Origin of the sequence: Blastopirellula marina, assembly GCF_002967715.1 — a bacterium.
GTDB classification, from domain to species: domain Bacteria; phylum Planctomycetota; class Planctomycetia; order Pirellulales; family Pirellulaceae; genus Bremerella; species Bremerella marina_B.
Genome location: NZ_PUIA01000042.1, coordinates 58,111 through 76,013, shown reverse-complemented (window position 1 = coordinate 76,013; position 17,903 = coordinate 58,111). Strand labels below are relative to the sequence as shown.

At 56.5% G+C, this 17,903-nt stretch carries 12 protein-coding genes; 4 read left to right on the top strand and 8 right to left on the bottom strand.

The features are described 5' to 3' along the window. Positions 1-27: 27 nt before the first annotated feature. From mutL to C5Y96_RS15450, 7 genes are all read right to left on the bottom strand, one after another. Positions 28-1,941: a DNA mismatch repair endonuclease MutL gene (mutL, locus tag C5Y96_RS15480; protein ID WP_105355081.1), complete on the bottom strand. Its 1,914-nt coding sequence runs from the start codon at positions 1,939-1,941 to the stop codon at positions 28-30. Positions 1,942-1,976: 35 nt separating this feature from the next. Beyond that, positions 1,977-3,425 (bottom strand): sigma-54-dependent transcriptional regulator, encoded by a 1,449-nt coding sequence (locus C5Y96_RS15475; RefSeq protein WP_105355079.1) that lies wholly within the window; start codon positions 3,423-3,425, stop codon positions 1,977-1,979. 51 nt (positions 3,426-3,476) lie between these two features. After that, the gene (locus tag C5Y96_RS15470) at positions 3,477-4,238 is read right to left on the bottom strand and encodes a two-component system sensor histidine kinase NtrB (RefSeq protein ID WP_105355077.1); all 762 of its coding nucleotides are present in this window, start codon (positions 4,236-4,238) and stop codon (positions 3,477-3,479) included. Positions 4,239-4,306: 68 nt separating this feature from the next. After that, positions 4,307-5,512, bottom strand: a complete 1,206-nt coding sequence (locus C5Y96_RS27825) for a hypothetical protein (RefSeq protein WP_105355076.1) — start codon at positions 5,510-5,512, stop codon at positions 4,307-4,309. Positions 5,513-5,608: 96 nt separating this feature from the next. Beyond that, positions 5,609-7,858, bottom strand: coding sequence for a polyribonucleotide nucleotidyltransferase (locus C5Y96_RS15460; protein ID WP_105355074.1), 2,250 nt, complete (start codon positions 7,856-7,858; stop codon positions 5,609-5,611). A 332-nt stretch (positions 7,859-8,190) separates the two neighbouring features. Then, on the bottom strand, positions 8,191-8,460 hold the full coding sequence (rpsO, locus tag C5Y96_RS15455; protein WP_105355072.1) for a 30S ribosomal protein S15: 270 nt from the start codon (positions 8,458-8,460) through the stop codon (positions 8,191-8,193). Between the two features lie 245 nt (positions 8,461-8,705). Continuing rightward, complete coding sequence (locus tag C5Y96_RS15450) at positions 8,706-11,267, bottom strand: ComEC/Rec2 family competence protein (RefSeq protein WP_105355070.1); 2,562 nt, start codon at positions 11,265-11,267, stop codon at positions 8,706-8,708. A gap of 106 nt (positions 11,268-11,373) precedes the next feature. Between C5Y96_RS15450 and C5Y96_RS15445 the strand changes: the two genes are divergently transcribed. Both C5Y96_RS15445 and C5Y96_RS15440 read left to right on the top strand, forming a co-directional pair. After that, positions 11,374-12,738 carry a sulfatase gene (locus C5Y96_RS15445; RefSeq protein ID WP_105355068.1) on the top strand — a complete coding sequence of 455 codons (1,365 nt, stop codon included), beginning with the start codon at positions 11,374-11,376 and terminating at the stop codon, positions 12,736-12,738. Between the two features lie 160 nt (positions 12,739-12,898). Continuing rightward, entirely contained in the window at positions 12,899-13,438 is a 540-nt protein-coding gene (locus C5Y96_RS15440) for a hypothetical protein (RefSeq protein ID WP_146115677.1), read from the top strand. A 149-nt stretch (positions 13,439-13,587) separates the two neighbouring features. On the opposite strand, the gene pyk is transcribed toward C5Y96_RS15440, so the two are convergent. Next, on the bottom strand, positions 13,588-15,048 hold the full coding sequence (pyk, locus tag C5Y96_RS15435) for a pyruvate kinase (RefSeq protein ID WP_105355330.1): 1,461 nt from the start codon (positions 15,046-15,048) through the stop codon (positions 13,588-13,590). A gap of 460 nt (positions 15,049-15,508) precedes the next feature. Between pyk and C5Y96_RS15430 the strand changes: the two genes are divergently transcribed. After that, a complete protein-coding gene (locus C5Y96_RS15430; protein ID WP_105355064.1) occupies positions 15,509-16,921 on the top strand; it encodes a Gfo/Idh/MocA family protein in 1,413 nt (470 codons plus the stop codon). 118 nt (positions 16,922-17,039) lie between these two features. After that, the gene (locus tag C5Y96_RS15425; RefSeq protein ID WP_105355063.1) at positions 17,040-17,849 is read left to right on the top strand and encodes an SDR family NAD(P)-dependent oxidoreductase; all 810 of its coding nucleotides are present in this window, start codon (positions 17,040-17,042) and stop codon (positions 17,847-17,849) included. The last annotated feature ends 54 nt before the right edge of the window (positions 17,850-17,903 follow it).

The window sequence follows — 17,903 nt, the reverse complement described above, 5'->3', positions numbered from 1 at the left end:
TGCCCTAGCCAGGGTAAACTTACTATTTTACGTGCGTTGGAATCTCCGGTCGAGTTCCTCTTTGGTAAAGACTAACGCGGTCGGACGGCCGTGCGGGCAATGATGGGCGTCCTGGCATAAATGCCGCAATTCGAGCAATGCGTCGATTTCCTCGCTGGAGAGGCGATCTCCGGCCTTTATGGCGGCCTTGCACGACATCATGTGAAGCAGCTCGTCCAGAAGATCTCTTTTTTCGAGATTCTTCCCCTCGGTCAGTAGCTGATCGACCACTTCCCGCACGATTTCCGCCGGTTTGCGACGACCGAGGATGGCCGGATAGCTGCGAATGAGGATCGTATCTCCCCCGAATGCCTCAACCTCGATCCCGACCTGCTTCAGGGTTTCGGTCGCGGCATCGACGGCGGCAAACTCCTGGGCCGAGAGGTTCAACGTTTCGGGGACCAACATTCGCTGTACCTCAAGCCGCCGTGCCAAGGCCTTTTCACGCAGCTCTTCGTAAAGAATCCGCTCGTGCAAGGCATGCTGATCGATTACCGCCATGCCTTCGTCGGTCTCGGCGATCAGATAACGGTTATGAAGCTGAATGGCCCGCTGCTGCGAGCCCACCCCGCCTCCAAGCGTGGCGGCCGGCATTGGCTCAAGTGCTTCTTCTTCGACGTCCTCTTGATCACGAAGATGCGCCGGCGTGATTCCGCTGGGGATCGGCGGCAGCGGCAAGCTGCCAGCCCCGACAGCCGAGCGATCGATCGGATTGAGCTGAAGTGGCGAACGATTGGGGGAACGGAAGTCGAGATCGAAGTCGGTCTGCCGACGTTCACTCGAGCTGGTGCTCCCGTTGTCGACGGCTCCCTTCGCCCAGGCAACCAGCTCTTCCCGGAGTGCTTCAGCTGAAGGGGAATCGCCGTGGCCGTTGCTCGCATCTTCTGCGGAAGGACGATACGTCGCGTCCAGGTTCGAGCTCAGAAACTTTGTCCGTAGGGTTCCCAGCAGTTGGCTATAGATGCGTCCGCTATCCTGAAAACGAACTTCCAGCTTCGTCGGATGGACGTTCACGTCCACCATCTCTGGCGGCATCGTCATCCGCAGAAACGAAATCGGAAATCGCCCGTGCAGCAATAGTCCGCGGTATGCTTCCCCCAGGGCATGCTGCAGCGCGCGATCCTTGATGAAGCGTCCGTTCAAGAACAGGTACTGCATCCGATTGTTGCTGCGGCTAAAGCGAGGATTCCCCACGTAACCAAGCAGCGTGACCTGGTCGTTCTCGCTTTCGACCTCAATCAATTGGTCGGCGATCTCTTCGCCAAAGAAAACGCGAATCCGCTCGCGAAGGTCTTGGCATGGCGGCAGGTCATGAACCAGCCGCGTACCATGCTTGAGCGTGAAGTGAACGTGCGGATAGGCCAACGCCATCCGAGTGAATGATTCGCTGATATGGCCGAACTCGGTCTGCGTTGTCTTCAGAAACTTCTTGCGAACCGGCGTGTTGTAGAACAGGTTGCGGATCTCGATGATCGTCCCCGGCGGGCATCCGCACGGCTGGGCTTCCTGTACGTTACCCCCATGCACGAGCATCTCGCTGCCGCAGTCGGAATCATGGGTGCGGCTACGCAGCAGGAAATGGCTAACTTCCGAGATCGACGCGAGCGCTTCCCCGCGAAAGCCGAGTGTGCGGACGTGAAACAGATCGTCGGCGTTGCCAATTTTGCTGGTGGCATGCGAAGCGATCGTCAGCGCCATATCCTCGGGCGCGATACCACAGCCGTTGTCGGCAATGCGGATCAGTTCCGTGCCGCCATGCTCGATCGTGACGTCAATTCGCGTGGCACCGGCGTCGAGCGAGTTCTCCATCAATTCCTTGACGGCGCTCGCTGGGCGCTCGATCACTTCGCCTGCTGCGATCTTGTTGACGACACTTGCTGAAAGTTGTTGAATCTTCGGCATCCGCTGCCAACTCCCTTCGATTCGGCCAGACGTGATCAGTCGCCGCGTAATCCGTATTCTTTGATTTTGCGATAGAGGGTTCTCTCACCAATCCCTAACATCTTGGCCGCTTCTTCGCGATTACCATCAGTCGCTTTAAGCGTTTCGCCAATCAACCACTTCTCGACTTCGCTGATCGGCTGGCCAACCATACCAGGCATTTCACCATTGCTGGAAACGGCTGGCTTGGGATCGATCGGCGGGACCAGGTCGTCCCCTTCCTGGATCAACTCCGGCGGAAGGTCATCGAGCCCGATCGTGCCGTCCAGGTCGAGCACGACCATGCTCTCGGCGAAATTCCGCAGTTGCCGAACGTTGCCTGGCCAGTCGTAGTCTAAGCAGCGCTGAAACACGGTTCGATCGATCCCGCGTACCTTCTTGTCGTGCTTCTTCGAGAAGACCTTCAGAAAGTGATCGAACAGCGGCAGGATGTCATCAGGGCGGTCACGCAAAGGTGGCAACTGCACCGTGACAATCCGCAGCCGATGGTAAAGATCGGAACGGAACGTCCCGGCCGCGATGGCCGTTTCCAAGTCGGCGTTGGTCGCCGAAAGTAGCCGTACATTAATACGGATCGGCTTGTTCTCGCCCACGCGGGTAATTTCGCCCGACTCTAGCACACGCAGCAGCTTGACCTGCGTAGCCATGGGCATGTCGCCAATTTCGTCGAGGAACAGCGTTCCGCCATTGGCATATTCAAGCCGGCCAATGCGTTCACTGGCAGCGTCGGTGTAAGCCCCTTTGGCGTGACCGAACAGTTCGCTTTCCAACAGGTGCTCGCTCAACTCGGCGCAGTTTAGCGGAACGAATGGCTTCTTCTTCCGCGGACTGTTCTGATGGATGGCCTGGGCGACAACTTCCTTGCCGGTACCGGTCTCGCCAAGGATCAGCACGCTGGCATCGGTCGGAGCGATTCGCTGAAGTCGCTGCACAACCTGCCGCATCTTGTTGCTGCAATAGATGAGCCCTTCGAAGCCGAACTTTTCGTCCAGCCGCCGCATCAATTCCGAGTTCTGCCGTTTGAGCTGAATCGTCTGAGCCGCTTTAAGCGCTGCCGCGCGAAGCTTATCCGGCGTCAGAGGTTTTTCCAGAAAGTTGAGCGCCTCGTTCTGCATCGCCTCGACCGCGGTCGAAACGGTAGCGTGCCCGGTGACGACAATCACTTCGCAGTTGGGCCGGTTCTCTTTGGTGAGCTGCAAGATGCCCATGCCGTCGATATCGTTCATGACCAGGTCGGTCACGACAATCTCGAACGGTTCGGCCAGGATCTTCTCGGCCCCCTCGGGCCCGCTAGTTGCCACCGTGCAGACAAACCCAATCCGTTCCAGGCTCTCGGCCATGGTCATGGCGTGGGCCTTGTCATTGTCGACGACCAACACCCGGAACTGGTCCGGCTGGACGTCGAGCGGATCGGTAGAAGTCTCGTTTTGTGGCGCAGTGGTCATGGTGAATATCCTACCGAAGTTAGGAATAATCCTCTAGAACCGATGCCACGTTTACGACGATTGCTTCTTTCGTCCAATTCGCTTGGGCAGGGGGAATTCCAGCGTAAATTGCGTCCCTCGCCCCAGTTCGCTCTGCACGTCGATGGTCGCGTGATGGGCTTCGATAATCTTCTTGGCCAGCGGCAGCCCAAGCCCCGAGCCCCCCTCCTTGGTCGAATAGAACGGATCGAACATCCGCAGGGCCGTCGTGTCGCTCATACCGCAGCCGGTATCGACCAGCCGCAGCAGGACTCCATTGCGGAATTCGCGGGTTTGTACCATCAGCGAGCCCCCATCCGGCATGGCCTGAATCGCGTTGACTACCAGATTCAACAGGGCCGAATAAAGCAGTTCGGCATCCAGATCGATACTGGGCAGTTCGGAATCGAGGTAGCGAATGATCTCGACCCCCTGCCGGTCGGCCTGGGGCTCGACGAAGGTGAGTACCCGCTCGATCTGCTCGTTCAAGTTGCCTGGCAGCAGATTGAGATCCCGGATCCGGGCAAAACGCAGAAAGTCATTAAGCAGTCCCTGCAGCCGCTCGCACTGCTCCTGGACGGTATCAATCTTCTGCTTGGCCCGCCGCTGCTGAGGCGTTTGCGGATCGTCGAGATCCTCGGCCAGCAGTTCCATGTTCATCCGAATGACCGAGAGCGGCGTCTTGATCTCGTGCGCAAGGGACCCGGCCAGCCGAGCGATCTCGTTGTACTGGTCAACCAGGTACTGATCACGCGACTTTTCAGAAGGACCAGGGGCAGAGGAATCTTGGGTCATACGTGATTGCCCAAACAGCAAGGCATACGGAGGATTGACGGAAACATTTTATTCTAACGCGATGCAGCCTACGGTTCGCTAGGGGGATCTTCGCCGGCGTTAAGAAGACGACGCACCTTAACAGCACAGGACGGCTCATCGTCCAACGCCGATTCCCAGTCGAAGATTTCCACCTTGATAGGACGTTCGGACGAAGAAAACTGGTCGATCTGCGGAAACTTACAATCGTCGAACTGAATCTTCCTTAGCGTGGGTGCTTCCACGATGGCCTGCCATACCTGTTTATCAATGACCTGGCGATCGAGATAAAGTACCGTCAACCCATCCGTCCGAATCCAACGAGCCAACAAATCAGACGGAAGTGGATCGAGAATTAGCCTCAACTCTCGAAGCGATCGTGGATGACTCTTTGTGAAATAATCCGTCACCTCAGAATGACTATGTTCAATCAAGCCTTGCTCGATATACAGTTGTTCGATCCGGCTCAAATCGTTTAACAACACGAAAAATGGCGTGGGTTCCGTGGTGATTAGTAAGGTCGCGAACTGCTCTAACGTTTGCAGATCGGACAAGACACGATCATCAATTTCAGAGTGGTAGTCGGCCATAATACGAAAATAGAGAGTGGGGTCATCGTCATCTTCAGGCAAGTACTGCGATAACGATTTAATTCCACGCTTGTTCAAAGCAGAGAGCGCTCGCCGAACTTCTTCATTGGGAATTTGGCCTTTCCATAGGACCTCAATTCCGCGCTCACGCAATCTTTTCACACCCGCAGCACCAACATGGGTATCCCACAAATGCACTTCCTTCAGCGATTTCATCACTAACAGACCGTCGACGCAGTCATCCGTAACATTGCAGGTGGCAAGTCCTAGTACTTCTAAATTGGGAAGGTGAGTAAGCTGATGGACCCCAACGTCAGTTATCCGCGTATTCCGTAGTAGGATTTGACGTAAGCTGGGGCAGTTAACCAGATACGAAACTTGAAGGTCACTAAAGTCGGTTCCCTCAAGGACGATACTATCCAAGTATTTCAGTGGACGAAGTGCTCCAAAATTAAATCCAGAGATATTGGCGTCTTGGAGATCAACCAAAACGATCGCGGCTTCTGGCACGTTGGGATACTTCTCCTCAATCCCGACCGCCCGCGTGATTTCTCCTCCTGCCTCATCCACCATGTCCCGTATTACCAAGCTATGCTCGAAGTCGGTTGAATCAAAACACCCCGGCACAATCGTGATGACTAAGAGGAACATGAGCCGCTTCAGCATGATTCTCTTTCGAAAGCAATGCAGAAAGAAAAATGGCCCTGAGATCGAAGCCGATCTGGGCCATTTCAATTTAATCAACTTTTCGCTACGAGAGCGTTAGTCTTCACGACGAGGACGTCGGCGTCCGCGGTCGCCGCCACGGCCTCCACGATCACCACCACGGTCGCCACGATCACGGCGTTCGCCGCCACGGCCGCCACGGTCACCGCCGCGCGAGCCAGCCGTTTCAAGCTCTTCGTCACCTTCACCAGCAGGGGCTTCGCCGCCTGGCAGGGTGGCCTTGTGGCTCAGCTTGACGCGATCGTGTTCGTCGACAAGCAAGACCTTCACGGCCAGGATGTCGCCGACCTTCACCACGCTGTTGACGTCCGAAACGTATTCGGTCGACAGTTCGCTGATGTGGCACAAGCCGTCGCGGCCAGGCAGGATTTCGACGAAGGCACCGAAGTCCTTCACGCTGGTAACGCGGCCTTCGTAGATCTTGCCGACTTCGACTTCACCTGTAATGGCCTGGACGCGAGCCATGGCGGCTTCGGCCCATTCCAGGTTGCCGCTGGCAACAATCACGGTACCGTCGTCTTCGACGTCGATCGTTGCGCCGGTTTCTTCCTGGATGGCACGAATCGTCTTGCCGCCAGGGCCGATCAGCAGACCGATCTTTTCTGGGTTGATCTTGGTTCGCATCATACGTGGAGCCCACTTCGATGGCTCGTCCTTCGGCTGGCTGATGGTGGTCAGCATCTTGCGAAGGATCTCGATACGGGCTTCGCGAGCCTGAACGAGCGTCTTGCGGATGATGTCTTCGTTGATCCCCTTGATCTTGAGGTCCAACTGGATGCCAGTGATACCGTTCTGGGTACCAGCAACCTTGAAGTCCATGTCGCCGTGGTGATCTTCTTCGCCCAGGATGTCGGTCAGCAGGACGAAGTCGTCCCCTTCCTTCACCAGGCCGATCGAGATACCGGCAACGGGGTTGGTGATCGGCACACCAGCGGCCATCAGACCGAGAGTAGCACCACAGACCGAAGCCATCGAGCTCGAGCCGTTGGATTCGAGAATGTCGGAGATCACGCGAACCGTATAAGGGAAGTCTTCGGCGGCCGGCAGAACTGGGTTCACGCTACGTTCGGCCAGAGCACCGTGACCGATTTCACGTCGGCCTGGGCCACGAATCGGACGGCATTCACCCACCGAAAAGCTCGGGAAGTTGTAGTCGAGCATGAACTTCTTCGAGTACTCGTCGATCAGACCGTCGACACGCTGTTCGTCACGTGGGGTTCCCAGGGTGACGGTGATCAGCGATTGGGTTTCACCACGTTGGAAAACGGCCGAGCCGTGAACGCGTGGCAGAACGTCGACCTTGCACTCGATCGGACGCAGGGTTTTGGTGTCGCGACCATCGGTACGGGTACCGCTGAGGATCAGGTCACGCACGACGCGTTCTTCCAGATCGTGCCAGGCAGTGCCGAACGCACCTTCACAGATCGCACCTTCCGCGGATGGATCGGGAATCAGCTCTTCCTTGACCCTGGTCTTCAGTTCGCGAACCTTGTCGGCGCGATCTTGCTTACCGGTCGTTTGCTTGGCGGCCTTCAGGTCGGCGTAGTACGAATCCATCAGACGCTGGTAAAGACCACCGTCGTCTGGTTCGGTGTACTCCATCTTTGCTTTACCGGCCTTTTCGGTCAGTTCGATCTGCAGGTCGCAGATTTCCTTGACGATTTCGTGGGCCTTCATGATCGCTTCGGCCATTTCGTCTTCGGGAATTTCCCGCGAGAAGCCTTCGATCATCAACACCGAATCTTTGCTACCCGAAATGATCAGGTCGAGATCGCTTTGTTCCAACTGTTCAAACGATGGGAACACAACGATTTCGCCGTCGATACGACCGACGCGAACCGCAGCCAAAGGACCTTGGAACGGCAGGTGCGAGATGCACAGAGCCGCCGAGGCACCATTCATGGCAAGCACGTCGCCGTCGTGCATACGATCGCTGGCAACCACGCTGGCCTGAATCTGAACTTCGTCGTAGTAACCCTTGGGGAACATCGGACGGATCGGACGATCCATCAGACGCGACGAAAGGATTTCTTTGGTGGTGGGGCGACCTTCACGCTTGATAAAACCACCTGGGAACTTACCGGCAGCCGCGGTGCGTTCGCGATAATCACAGGTCAGGGGAAAGAAGTCAGTCCCGGGCCGAGATGGGCCGGAGACGGCGGCGACAAAGACAACCGTTTCGCCGTACTGAACAAGCACCGAGCCGTGGGCTTGTTTGGCTAGAAAGCCGGTTGTGATGGATAAGGTTTCATTGCCGATCTGCTTCTCTACACGAATTTCTTCCACTTTTTCCGTCCTACACAGCGCACCAGAAGACTTCCGAGAGGGCTTGCGCCAAGGGGGTATGGGCCTGGAGGAGAGAGGGGCCCGGCCATTTGGAACATCCAGTGCTTGGTTCAATATAAGTTGAGGCCCACCGCACAATTTTTCTATAGAGCGGAACCTCGTAAGGGTGCCCCGCCAGCCAATTTGTATTCCACCACCGGCCGGGGCGTGGTAAAGACGCGCGGAAGCCCCGTCGGGCGCGCGTCTTCAGGCTAATTCCATTGCCAGTAACTTGAGAGGCTCGTCCAACAATAGGTACGAGCCTCCTTCGACCAGACCGAAGCAGCGATTCGCTACTTACGAATACCAAGCCGTGCCAGCATATCCAGATACTTCTGGGGATCGTGCCGCTTCAGGTAATCGAGCAAGCGGCGACGACGGCTCACCATGGCAAGCAACCCGCGACGAGTCGCGTAGTCCTTCTTGTGCTTCTTCATGTGCTCCGTCAGGTTGTTGATGCGATTGGTCAAAATCGCAATCTGAACTTCCGGGGAACCCGTGTCCTCGCCACCACGTTGAAAATCCTGGATGGCATCGTTCTTCTTTTCTTTGGTAATCGACATGGGCGACTTTACTTACGTCCGCAAGTAGGGTGACTTCTTCTTAACCACAATAACAGTAAGGACTTGTGAAACCTCACGGTCGCCCGCGACTACCAAAACCGCGGACACCATCGCATCAAACTCATCCTTCATCTCTAGATAAGTCCGTTAATTTAGCAGTGAAAGCCGATTTTGCAACGCCTAATAGGCCTTAAGAGGGCAGAATGCTATCTAGGTTTTCGCTAAAACCTCCTAGCCCCCCTACTCTACCGCCTCCGATGGCTCTCTCGCCACGAAGTTACTTTTGGTGGCCCGCCATCGGCCGAAAGCCGAATTTCGATCCTTCCGCTGGCGGCCGTGTTAAGCCAAACAGGCTCGCCCGGCTTTGCGATCACTGGCCCGAGAATGTCCCGCGAGCCGCTGCTCACCACGATCCACTCTGGCTGACACCACTGGTAAAACGAATCCGCGTGGCTGTGCCGACTGCCGTGATGCGGGGCCATGACCACGTCACAGTCGATCGGCCGTTCGACGATCACGGATTCGGTCCCCGGCGATTCCAGGTCCCCAGGCAGAAGGATACGACGCCCCTGGTATTCGATCAGCAAGACAAGGCTGTTGGCGTTGTCGCGTCCGAGAACTCCTTTCCGCGTGGGATGCAGGATCGTCACCTCAACGTCTGGGTGTGCGCTTAAGCTTCGGCCGGCAGACAAACTTCGCAGCGGGATACCGCGACGGCGAATGTCATCCAACAGCGATGAAACCAGATCGCTGGGAATCTTCTCCATCAATTCAGAACAGTAGACAGCCCCGACCGAGAATCGCTCGAGCACTTCCGGCAGACCGTTGTAGTGGTCGGCATCGTCGTGAGAAATGATGACGGCGTCGAGGTGCTGGATCCCTTTGCTCCATAGCACCGCCGAAAGGGACTCACAGGCCCGTTTCGGTGAGCCCAGCCGTCCGCAGTCGTACAGCAGGTTGCGTCCCTCAGGCAGTTCAACCAGTACGCATGTTCCATGTCCGACACTGACGAAAGTGCATACCAGGTCATCTCGCGTGTTGGACTCGATGGCCTGCGTCGTTCCCCATACAAAGCCAACCGTCAGCCATGCGGCTACCACAGCAGTACTCCAGCGGACGGGAACGCGGTGCGTGATCATCAGCCAGCCAACCGTCGCCGCCACGGCATAAAACCCAATCACCCACCAGGCCGGAGGTCCCGCGGACCACAGCGTGAAGCCAGCGTGCTGCTGCGTCCAAGTTACGGTTTCCTGCATGCCCCATAACGGGACAGATACGACCCACGAGATATAAGGTGTCAGCATCGGCATCGCTAATGAAGCCACGAGGAGCATCAGCGTCCCCGCCAAAGCGATCGACATGGGAATGATCAGAATAGGCGAAAGGACAATTGTCCAGGGCGATGCCGCATGAAAGTGAAACAGAACCAACGGCAACGTTACCAGCCATACGATGAGCGAGGCCACGAACATGCTGCCAAACCCGCGGACAACTCGTCTCCAGCATTTCACCGGCCAAGGGCGAGTTTGTTCGATCAAATCTTTTAGCGGGTCAGGCTTCTTTATCATCGCTTGAAAACCGGATAGCCACGCCAGCGAGGCAACCGCGATGAACGAGAGCTGCGTTCCCGCTTGGAAAATCTCGGTAGGGCTCCAACAGATCACCAAAATCCAGGCCGCCGCCAAGCTGTTCCAAAACATGTGCCGCCGATACAGGATCATCCCCACACAGAACGCACCCACCAGGATCGACGCCCGCACGATCGGCGGCCTGGCATCGACCAACACCACATAGGCGACCGTCATCAACAGCAGACAAACCGCCGGTAGCCACACTGGCCCCGGCAGGAAGCGTAATAGCCAATAGGCAAAGATTGCCAAGATTCCCAGATGCAAACCCGACAGGGCCAGCAAGTGAACGGTCCCTGTTTGCCGAAATGCTTCGTCCGTCTCGTCAGCCAATCGCTCGCGACGACCGAGGAAGATCGTTTCGGCCAAACCATCGAGCCCCGGAGGAATCGCCGCAACTAACACGCGGCTGACGTATTGACGCGACAAGCGAATCGGATCCCAAGGCGACCGTTGCGGTGTCATCCCGGTTGATTTCAGGCACTCAGGAAAACCACTTCGCAAAAACGTCCGCCGGCGGTTTGCTCGGGCCCAGTTGGCGAAGTCGAACTCGCCGGGGTTCAGCGCTCCTTCCGAACACGTTGCCTGAGCAAAAACCAAGATCGACTGGCCAGGGCGAACATCGAGTTCATCCCCCGAGACGTAAATTTCGGTATCGCCCGACGCGGCTTCCCAAGTAGCACCATTGCGTATCTGGCGAATACGAAAAGGAACCTTCCATTGATTGGGCTGCTCAAACTCAAACGCCGACCCAGGCGGCCTGGCCGGCAAGAAACGGGGATAATCGAGTACCATTCCCTGCAAAGCAACCGGCTGCTTGTCAGCGGACAGCCCGCGACTGAGTTCGGTCGATCGATAGAGGTTCCAGTGAACGTGATGCAGCATGCCCCCCAGCACCAAAACGGCAAACAGCAGCGTTCCACTTGCGATGCGTTCCCTCTGCTGGCACCACAAAAGTCCCCAACATGCGATCAATATCACGAACGCGACGAGCCAAACCACCATCGAGAAATTGAATACCGCATCGGTGATCACCCCGAGCGTTATCGCCGGCGCAAGCAAGACCAGCGGACGATAGATCGTACGCTCGGTGTATGCCGGTGAAGCTTTCCTGGATGCCAACTTGAAACGATCGAGCGGAGGGACGATGCTAAAAGGGTAAGCCTGACAGTATCGCACTGGTTGCCTCGCCACTCAATTTTTTAGTGCCGGTGGGGCGAAAGTTTGGTAACTTAGTGCTTTCAGCTCTTGCCTCCTCCCCTTCCTTCCCCAGAGCCCTCTGACCATGCGAAAACAACTGATCCTTGGCGCATTCCTCGCCGCCTTCTCCATTCTGACCGCTTGCCAAGTCGCATCGGCGGCAGAACGCCCTAATCTGATCTTTCTACTTACCGACGACCAGCGCTGGGACGCTTTGGGCTGCATGGGGAACCCTGTGATCAAGACTCCCAACATCGACCGATTGGCCAAGGAAGGGGTCGTCTTCGAGAACGCCTTCGCGACGACCGCCATTTGTGCGACCAGCCGGGCCTCGTTTATCACCGGACAATATGCTCGTCGGCATGGTATCGTCGACTTTCGAGCCGTGCTGAGCCCGGAAGCATTCGCGCAAACCTTCCCTGCCCTGCTCCGCGCCAATGGCTACCAAACCGCATTCATCGGCAAATGGGGCGTAGGCAATGATCTTCCGGCAGATCAATACGACTACTGGAAGGGCTTCCCCGGCCAAGGCAAGTACTTCGTCGACGGTCGTCCGCACATGACCCAGCACCTGGAAGACCAGACGCTCGAGTTCCTCGATACGTGCTCACCGGAAAAGCCTTTCTGCCTGCAGGTCAGCTTCAAAGCGGCCCACTGCCAAGACGGCCCAGGCTGGCAGTTTCAGCATGCCCCCAAATACACCGACTACTACGCCGACAATACCGTTGTGCCGGCAGAAACCGTCAATGACGAGCACTACCAGAAACTTCCGAAGCAACTGCAAGGTGGTGAATCACGTGTCCGCTGGGAACGCCGCTTCGATGGCAACGAGATGCTGCAGAAGAACATCAAAGACTACTACCGCTTGCTGACCGGCGTCGACGACTTCGTCGGGGCGATGGTCGCCAAACTGAAAGAAAAGAAGCTGGCCGATAACACGGTCATTCTGTTCACTTCCGACCATGGCTTCTTCCTGGGCGAACATGGCCTGGCCGGCAAGTGGTTGATGTACGAAGAATCGATTCGCATCCCCATGATCGTCTTCGATCCACGACTACCGAAAGACAAGCGAGGACAACGCCGAGAAGACATGGTCCTTAGTATCGACGTCGCTCCTACCCTTCTCGACTTGGCCGGCATCGAACCACCTTCGGTGATGCAGGGGCAAAGCCTCACCGGACTTGTCACTGGAAAGCAGACCAGCGGCTGGCGGACCGAATTCCTGTACGAGCACCTTTTCCCCCATGCCACCATTCCACAAAGTGAAGGGGTCCGGGAAGAGAATTGGAAGTACGTCTTCTACCCCAATAGCAAGCCGAAACTGGAACAGTTGTTCGACTTGCAGCAAGACCCGCACGAGGTCACCAATCTGGCCGATGATCCTAAGCATGCTGACAAGCTGAATGCCATGCGGGCAGAACTCGAGCAGATGCGGACGTCGCTTCAGTAGCGTCTGCTGGCTGTGCGAACGGGCCTGCTTCCTGCCCCAATCTTGCGGCAGGAAGCCCCCATACGCGGGCGAACTTTCCGCTTTCAATTTGCCAGATGCGTTCCTTTCGGTACGATAAACCTAACGCTGACGTTGGGCGTTCCATATGGGTAGGTCATCGATGGCAAGTGACTCTGAATTCAAATTTGAATCGCCTCCCAGGTTTTCGCTTTGGGCTATGGCCTGGGCTTTGGCTTTATGCGGCGTGGTGTTTGCCATCCTGCGGCTTGTCGGTCCCTTTGCCGCTTATATGACGGTTCTCTTTCTGGTGGTCACGCTGGTTCACTTGGGTGCTTCGTATCTGTGCCATCGACTGGGGCACCAGCGAAAGAAGCGACGCGAGCCGCAAAACATTCCTTTGCCCCCGCCTTCTTCACCACGCCGCAAGTGGAAGTCCCCCAACCTCGCCGAGCGGACTGGGCTCTCCTCGTGGCAGATCCGCCTGGTGAGCCAAGCGACGCTGGCCGGAGCGATCGTTGGCGCGGTTGCCAGCACCTGGGTTCCCCCCCAGCAGTTCAACTACGCTGTGACGGGCGTTTGCCTGATCAGCGGCGCGGCACTAGCAGGTATGGGGTGCTTTGTACTGAGTAACTTGCTCGAGCATGCCTGGCGTTCGCTGGTATCAGCGCGGCAAGGCGAGTATTCGCAAGCGATCGACTAGAAGTGCTCATTCGGCTGGGTGCCGCGATCAAGTCTTCTCGAGCGTGCAAGCCAAATAAAACAAGTGCCATGCTCTAACTTTTGAGTATGGCCCTTGCTTTCTGTGAAATATCAGGCGTTCAACCACGCAGCCCGTGGCGACAATTGCGCCTAGTCCTGTGGCTTTTCAACTCGGTGGACGACCACGATGTATTCGGCCGATTGCATGATGCCGCCGCCGGTGATGAAGACCACGCGGTCTCCTTCTTCCAGGTAGCCGTTGGAAAGCCCCCACTGGTCGATGAAGCGACGAAGTTGAATGCCGTTGTGCACTGGGGCATTGGCAATCGGCGTGACACCCCAGTACAAGCACATACGTCGAAGTGCGGCGTCGGAGTCGCTCACGCTGATCGTTGGAATCGCGTCGCGGAGCTTAGCTTTGGTAAGGGCTGTACCACCGGTACGCGTTGCCGTAACCAGCAGTTTAGCACCCAGGTGCTCGGCAGTAATCGATGCACCGGACACGACGGCCTGGGTCACAGGATGCACCTGAGCGACGCGATTGTCGATCTTGCGGGCTGGTCCACGTTCGTCCATCCACATCTTTTCGGTGGCCAGCATGATGCGGTTCATCATCTTCACAACTGCCACAGGATGAACACCCACGGCCGTTTCGCCCGAGAGCATACAGGCATCGGCACCGTCCAAAATGGCATTAGCCACGTCGGTTGCTTCAGCACGCGTTGGACGATTCGAGGTGGTCATGCTGTCAAGCATCTGCGTCGCCACGATCACCGGACGACCGATCCGCGAACAGGTCGACACGATCAGTTTCTGCGAAGCGGCAACTTCAGCGACGTCGATTTCGACACCCAAGTCACCACGGGCAACCATCACGCCGTTCGACTCGCGAACGATTTCTTCCAGGTTGTCCAGGGCTTCACGCTTCTCGATCTTGGCGATGATGAAAGCACGCGATTCATGCTGCATCAGCAGGTCGCGCAGTTGGCGAAGATCGTTTGCCGATCGCACGAAACTGAGGCTCACGTAGTCGAGATCGTTCTCGGCGGCCCACTTAACGTGTTCGATATCTTGCGGGGTCAGTGCTTCAACGCTGAGCTTGGTGCCAGGCAGATTGATGCCCTGACGGCTGCGGATCGGACCAGCCTGGACCACTTTGCAGGTTGCCGTGTCAGCAGTCTTCTCGATCACGGTCATCATGACCGTACCGTCGGCCAACATCACGTCGTTGCCAACTTCCAACTCGTCGATCAGCGGCTCGTAGTTGCAAGTCAGGGTCTTCGCTTCAGCGCTGTCTTCGCCTCGCACGAACGTATAAATATCGTCTTCGTGGCAATGCACGATGTCTTCCGGCAGCGTTCCCAGACGAATTTTCGGTCCCGAAAGGTCCGCCAGGGCGGCGATCGGGCGACCAACCTTCGCACTGATCTCGCGGATATTCCGCACCACTTCCGAGTGATCCTTCAAATCGCCGTGGGCGAGGTTCACGCGGAACACGTCCACGCCGGCGAGGATCAGTTCTTCCAGCATTTCCGGGGTCCGGCAAGCCGGTCCGACAGTGGCCACGATTTTCGTGCGGGCACGGTTCGGAAAGATTCGAGCAGCAGACATAGCTTCGTCGCCAGTTAGGTGGTGAATGCGGGAAGTAATGAGAACGACACGCATAACTCTAGCCCATCGTTTAGTAGATGACGATGGGGTTTTGAGAATCCTTAACCATTGCCAATGCCCATACAGCGTGGTTTTTTCTCACTTTGAGCCTCATTTCATTTGAGAAACTTATGCTCGCTGCCAGCAAGGGACATCCTTGCCACCTAATTCTGGGTTTATGGGAAACGATTTTCCTGATCGATTCCCCCGACAAGAGTGCCGGGAAAGATGAAGACCGTCATTTTTTTGAATTTTATGGTACACCGATCCCCGAAAGACTATTATAAAACACCCTGCCCCATTACCTGAACGTTAAGTCAGGGCCTTGCCCCCTTGTGCCCACACAGGGGAGTTTCGTCATTCAATCTCCTACGGATTCGCGCAGTCTATTTACCATCCACTCACCTACGGAGTAACCGCTTTGAGTCCACGCCCTTCCGATCGACGATCCTTTCTCAAAACTTCGGCCGCGACTGCTGCGGCTGTTTCGGTTCCTTATATCTTCACCAGCCAGAACGCCCTAGCCGACGAGCAGAAGTCGAGTGAGTCGAACGACCGACCACTGGTTGGCTGCATTGGTACTGGAAGCCGCTGGAACGCCGTTGGTCCTAACGCGATGCAGTTGGGTGACGTGGTGGCGGTATGCGATGTCGATGCCAACCACGCCAACGGGGCGAAGAAGAAGGTCACCGACATTCAATCCAAAAAAGGCGTTAACCGAGACGTCGACGTTTACGAAGACTACCAGAAGATCCTCGATCGCAACGATATCGAGATCGTCACAATCGTGACTACCGATCACTGGCACTCGAAGATCGCCATCGAAGCAATGAAGGCAGGCAAAGATGTTTATTGCGAAAAACCCCTCACGCTGACCATCGACGAAGGCAAGAAGATCTGCCAGGTCGCCAAAGAGACAGGTCGCGTCTTCCAGGTTGGTACCCAGCAGCGTAGCGAAATGGGGCTGAAGTTCCTTCAGGCCATCGCGTTGATTCGAGACGGACGCATTGGTGATGTCCAGCACGTAGCTGTTGCCATCGGCGGTTCTCCCACCAGCAACTCAATTCCGGTTGTTGATGTCCCCAGCGGACTGAACTGGGAAAAGTGGCTCGGTCAGGCACCGCTGGTCGACTACCGTTGGGCCAAAGAAGGGAATCAACCCAAAACGCGTTGCCACTACGAATTCCGTTGGTGGTACGAATACTCTGGCGGCAAGCTGACCGACTGGGGTGCTCACCATGTCGACATCGCCCAGTGGGGCATCGGCCAGAGCGGCGATGGCCAGGGCCCAAGCTCCATCGAACCGATCTACGCCAAGCATCCCGTTGAGTTCAAGGACGGCATGCCACTGCAGGACGATCGCTACAACTGTGCGACCAACTTCCATGTCAAAGCGACCTTCGACAACGGCGTAGTCATGGATATCAAGGACTCACACCAGAAAGAACTGGGTTTTGATAACGGGATCATGTTTACCGGTACCAAAGGACGTTTTCTGGTTAACCGTGGCAAGATCGTGGGGGGGCCGGTCGACGAACTCAAGGACAACCCGCTGCCGGAAAATGCGATCGCCGAGGTTTACGGCGGTAAGGCACCGGCGGGCAATAATGCCCACATGGCCAATTTCTTCGAGTGCGTGAAGACACGGAAGCTCCCCATTTCCGACGTGTTCACCCATCACCGAGCATTGACCACGTGCCACCTCTCGAACATCGCTATTCGCTTGAACCGATCGCTTAAGTGGGATCCCAAGAGCGAGCAGATCCTGGGTGACGACCAGGCCAACGCGATGCAGTCAAGGGAAGCTCGCAAAGGTTACGAAGTGACCGTATAATTACAACTCCCATCATGCACCCCTTAAGCCCCTGGTTCGTCTTGATCGGATCAGGGGCTTTTGTTTGGTTTGTCAACCCAAAGACTAAGCAACTCAATTACGACATAGAACGACAACGGTGACATACTGGAAGGATAAGGTCGCGGTGGTAACCGGAGCCTCGCAAGGCTTCGGCAAAGTCCTCGCCCAGCAGCTCATCGCCCAAGGATGCCACGTCGTGCTGGCAGCACGGGACGAAGATAAACTTAGCGCGGCCGCGGCCCAGTTGGACGCCGACGGCAAGCAGACTCACTGTGTACCTACCGACGTAACCAACGATGACGACGTCGTGAACCTACTGGCAGAGGTCCGTCAGAAGTACGGCAAACTCGATGCCTTGTTTAACATCGCTGGCGTCAGTTCCCGCGGACTGGTATGCGAGACCTCTATCGACGAGTTTCTCTGCTCGTACGATTTGAATGTCTTATCGACGGTACGCTGCGTTCAAGCTGCCAGGCCCCTTCTGGAAGCTTCCCGCGGTCACATCGTCAACATGGGCTCGCTTGCTTCGAAGAGTGCTTCCAAGTTCATCGGTCCCTATGCAACCTCCAAGTTCGCGTTGGCAGGGCTCAATCATCAACTTCGGCTTGAGTTAGCCGACGCCGGCATACACGTGATGCTGGTTTGCCCCGGTCCAATTGCCCGCGAAGACGCCGGAACACGTTACGCCCAGCAGACGACTAACTTGCCCGATTCTGCCGCGAAACCCGGGGCAGGTGTGAAGGTCAAAGCGATCGATCCGCAGACACTCGCGGCAACGGTCCTCAAAGGCTGTGAAAAACGTCAGACTGAGATCGTCATGCCAGGCAAGGCAAGGCTTCTATTCGCCATCGCTCAACTTTCAGGGGCCTGGGGGGATTGGGTTTTACGACGATTTACATCGTCGTGAGGCGTGCCCTCGTGCTTTGAAAAATTTCTCTGATCCGTGGGAGTTCGATTGGTT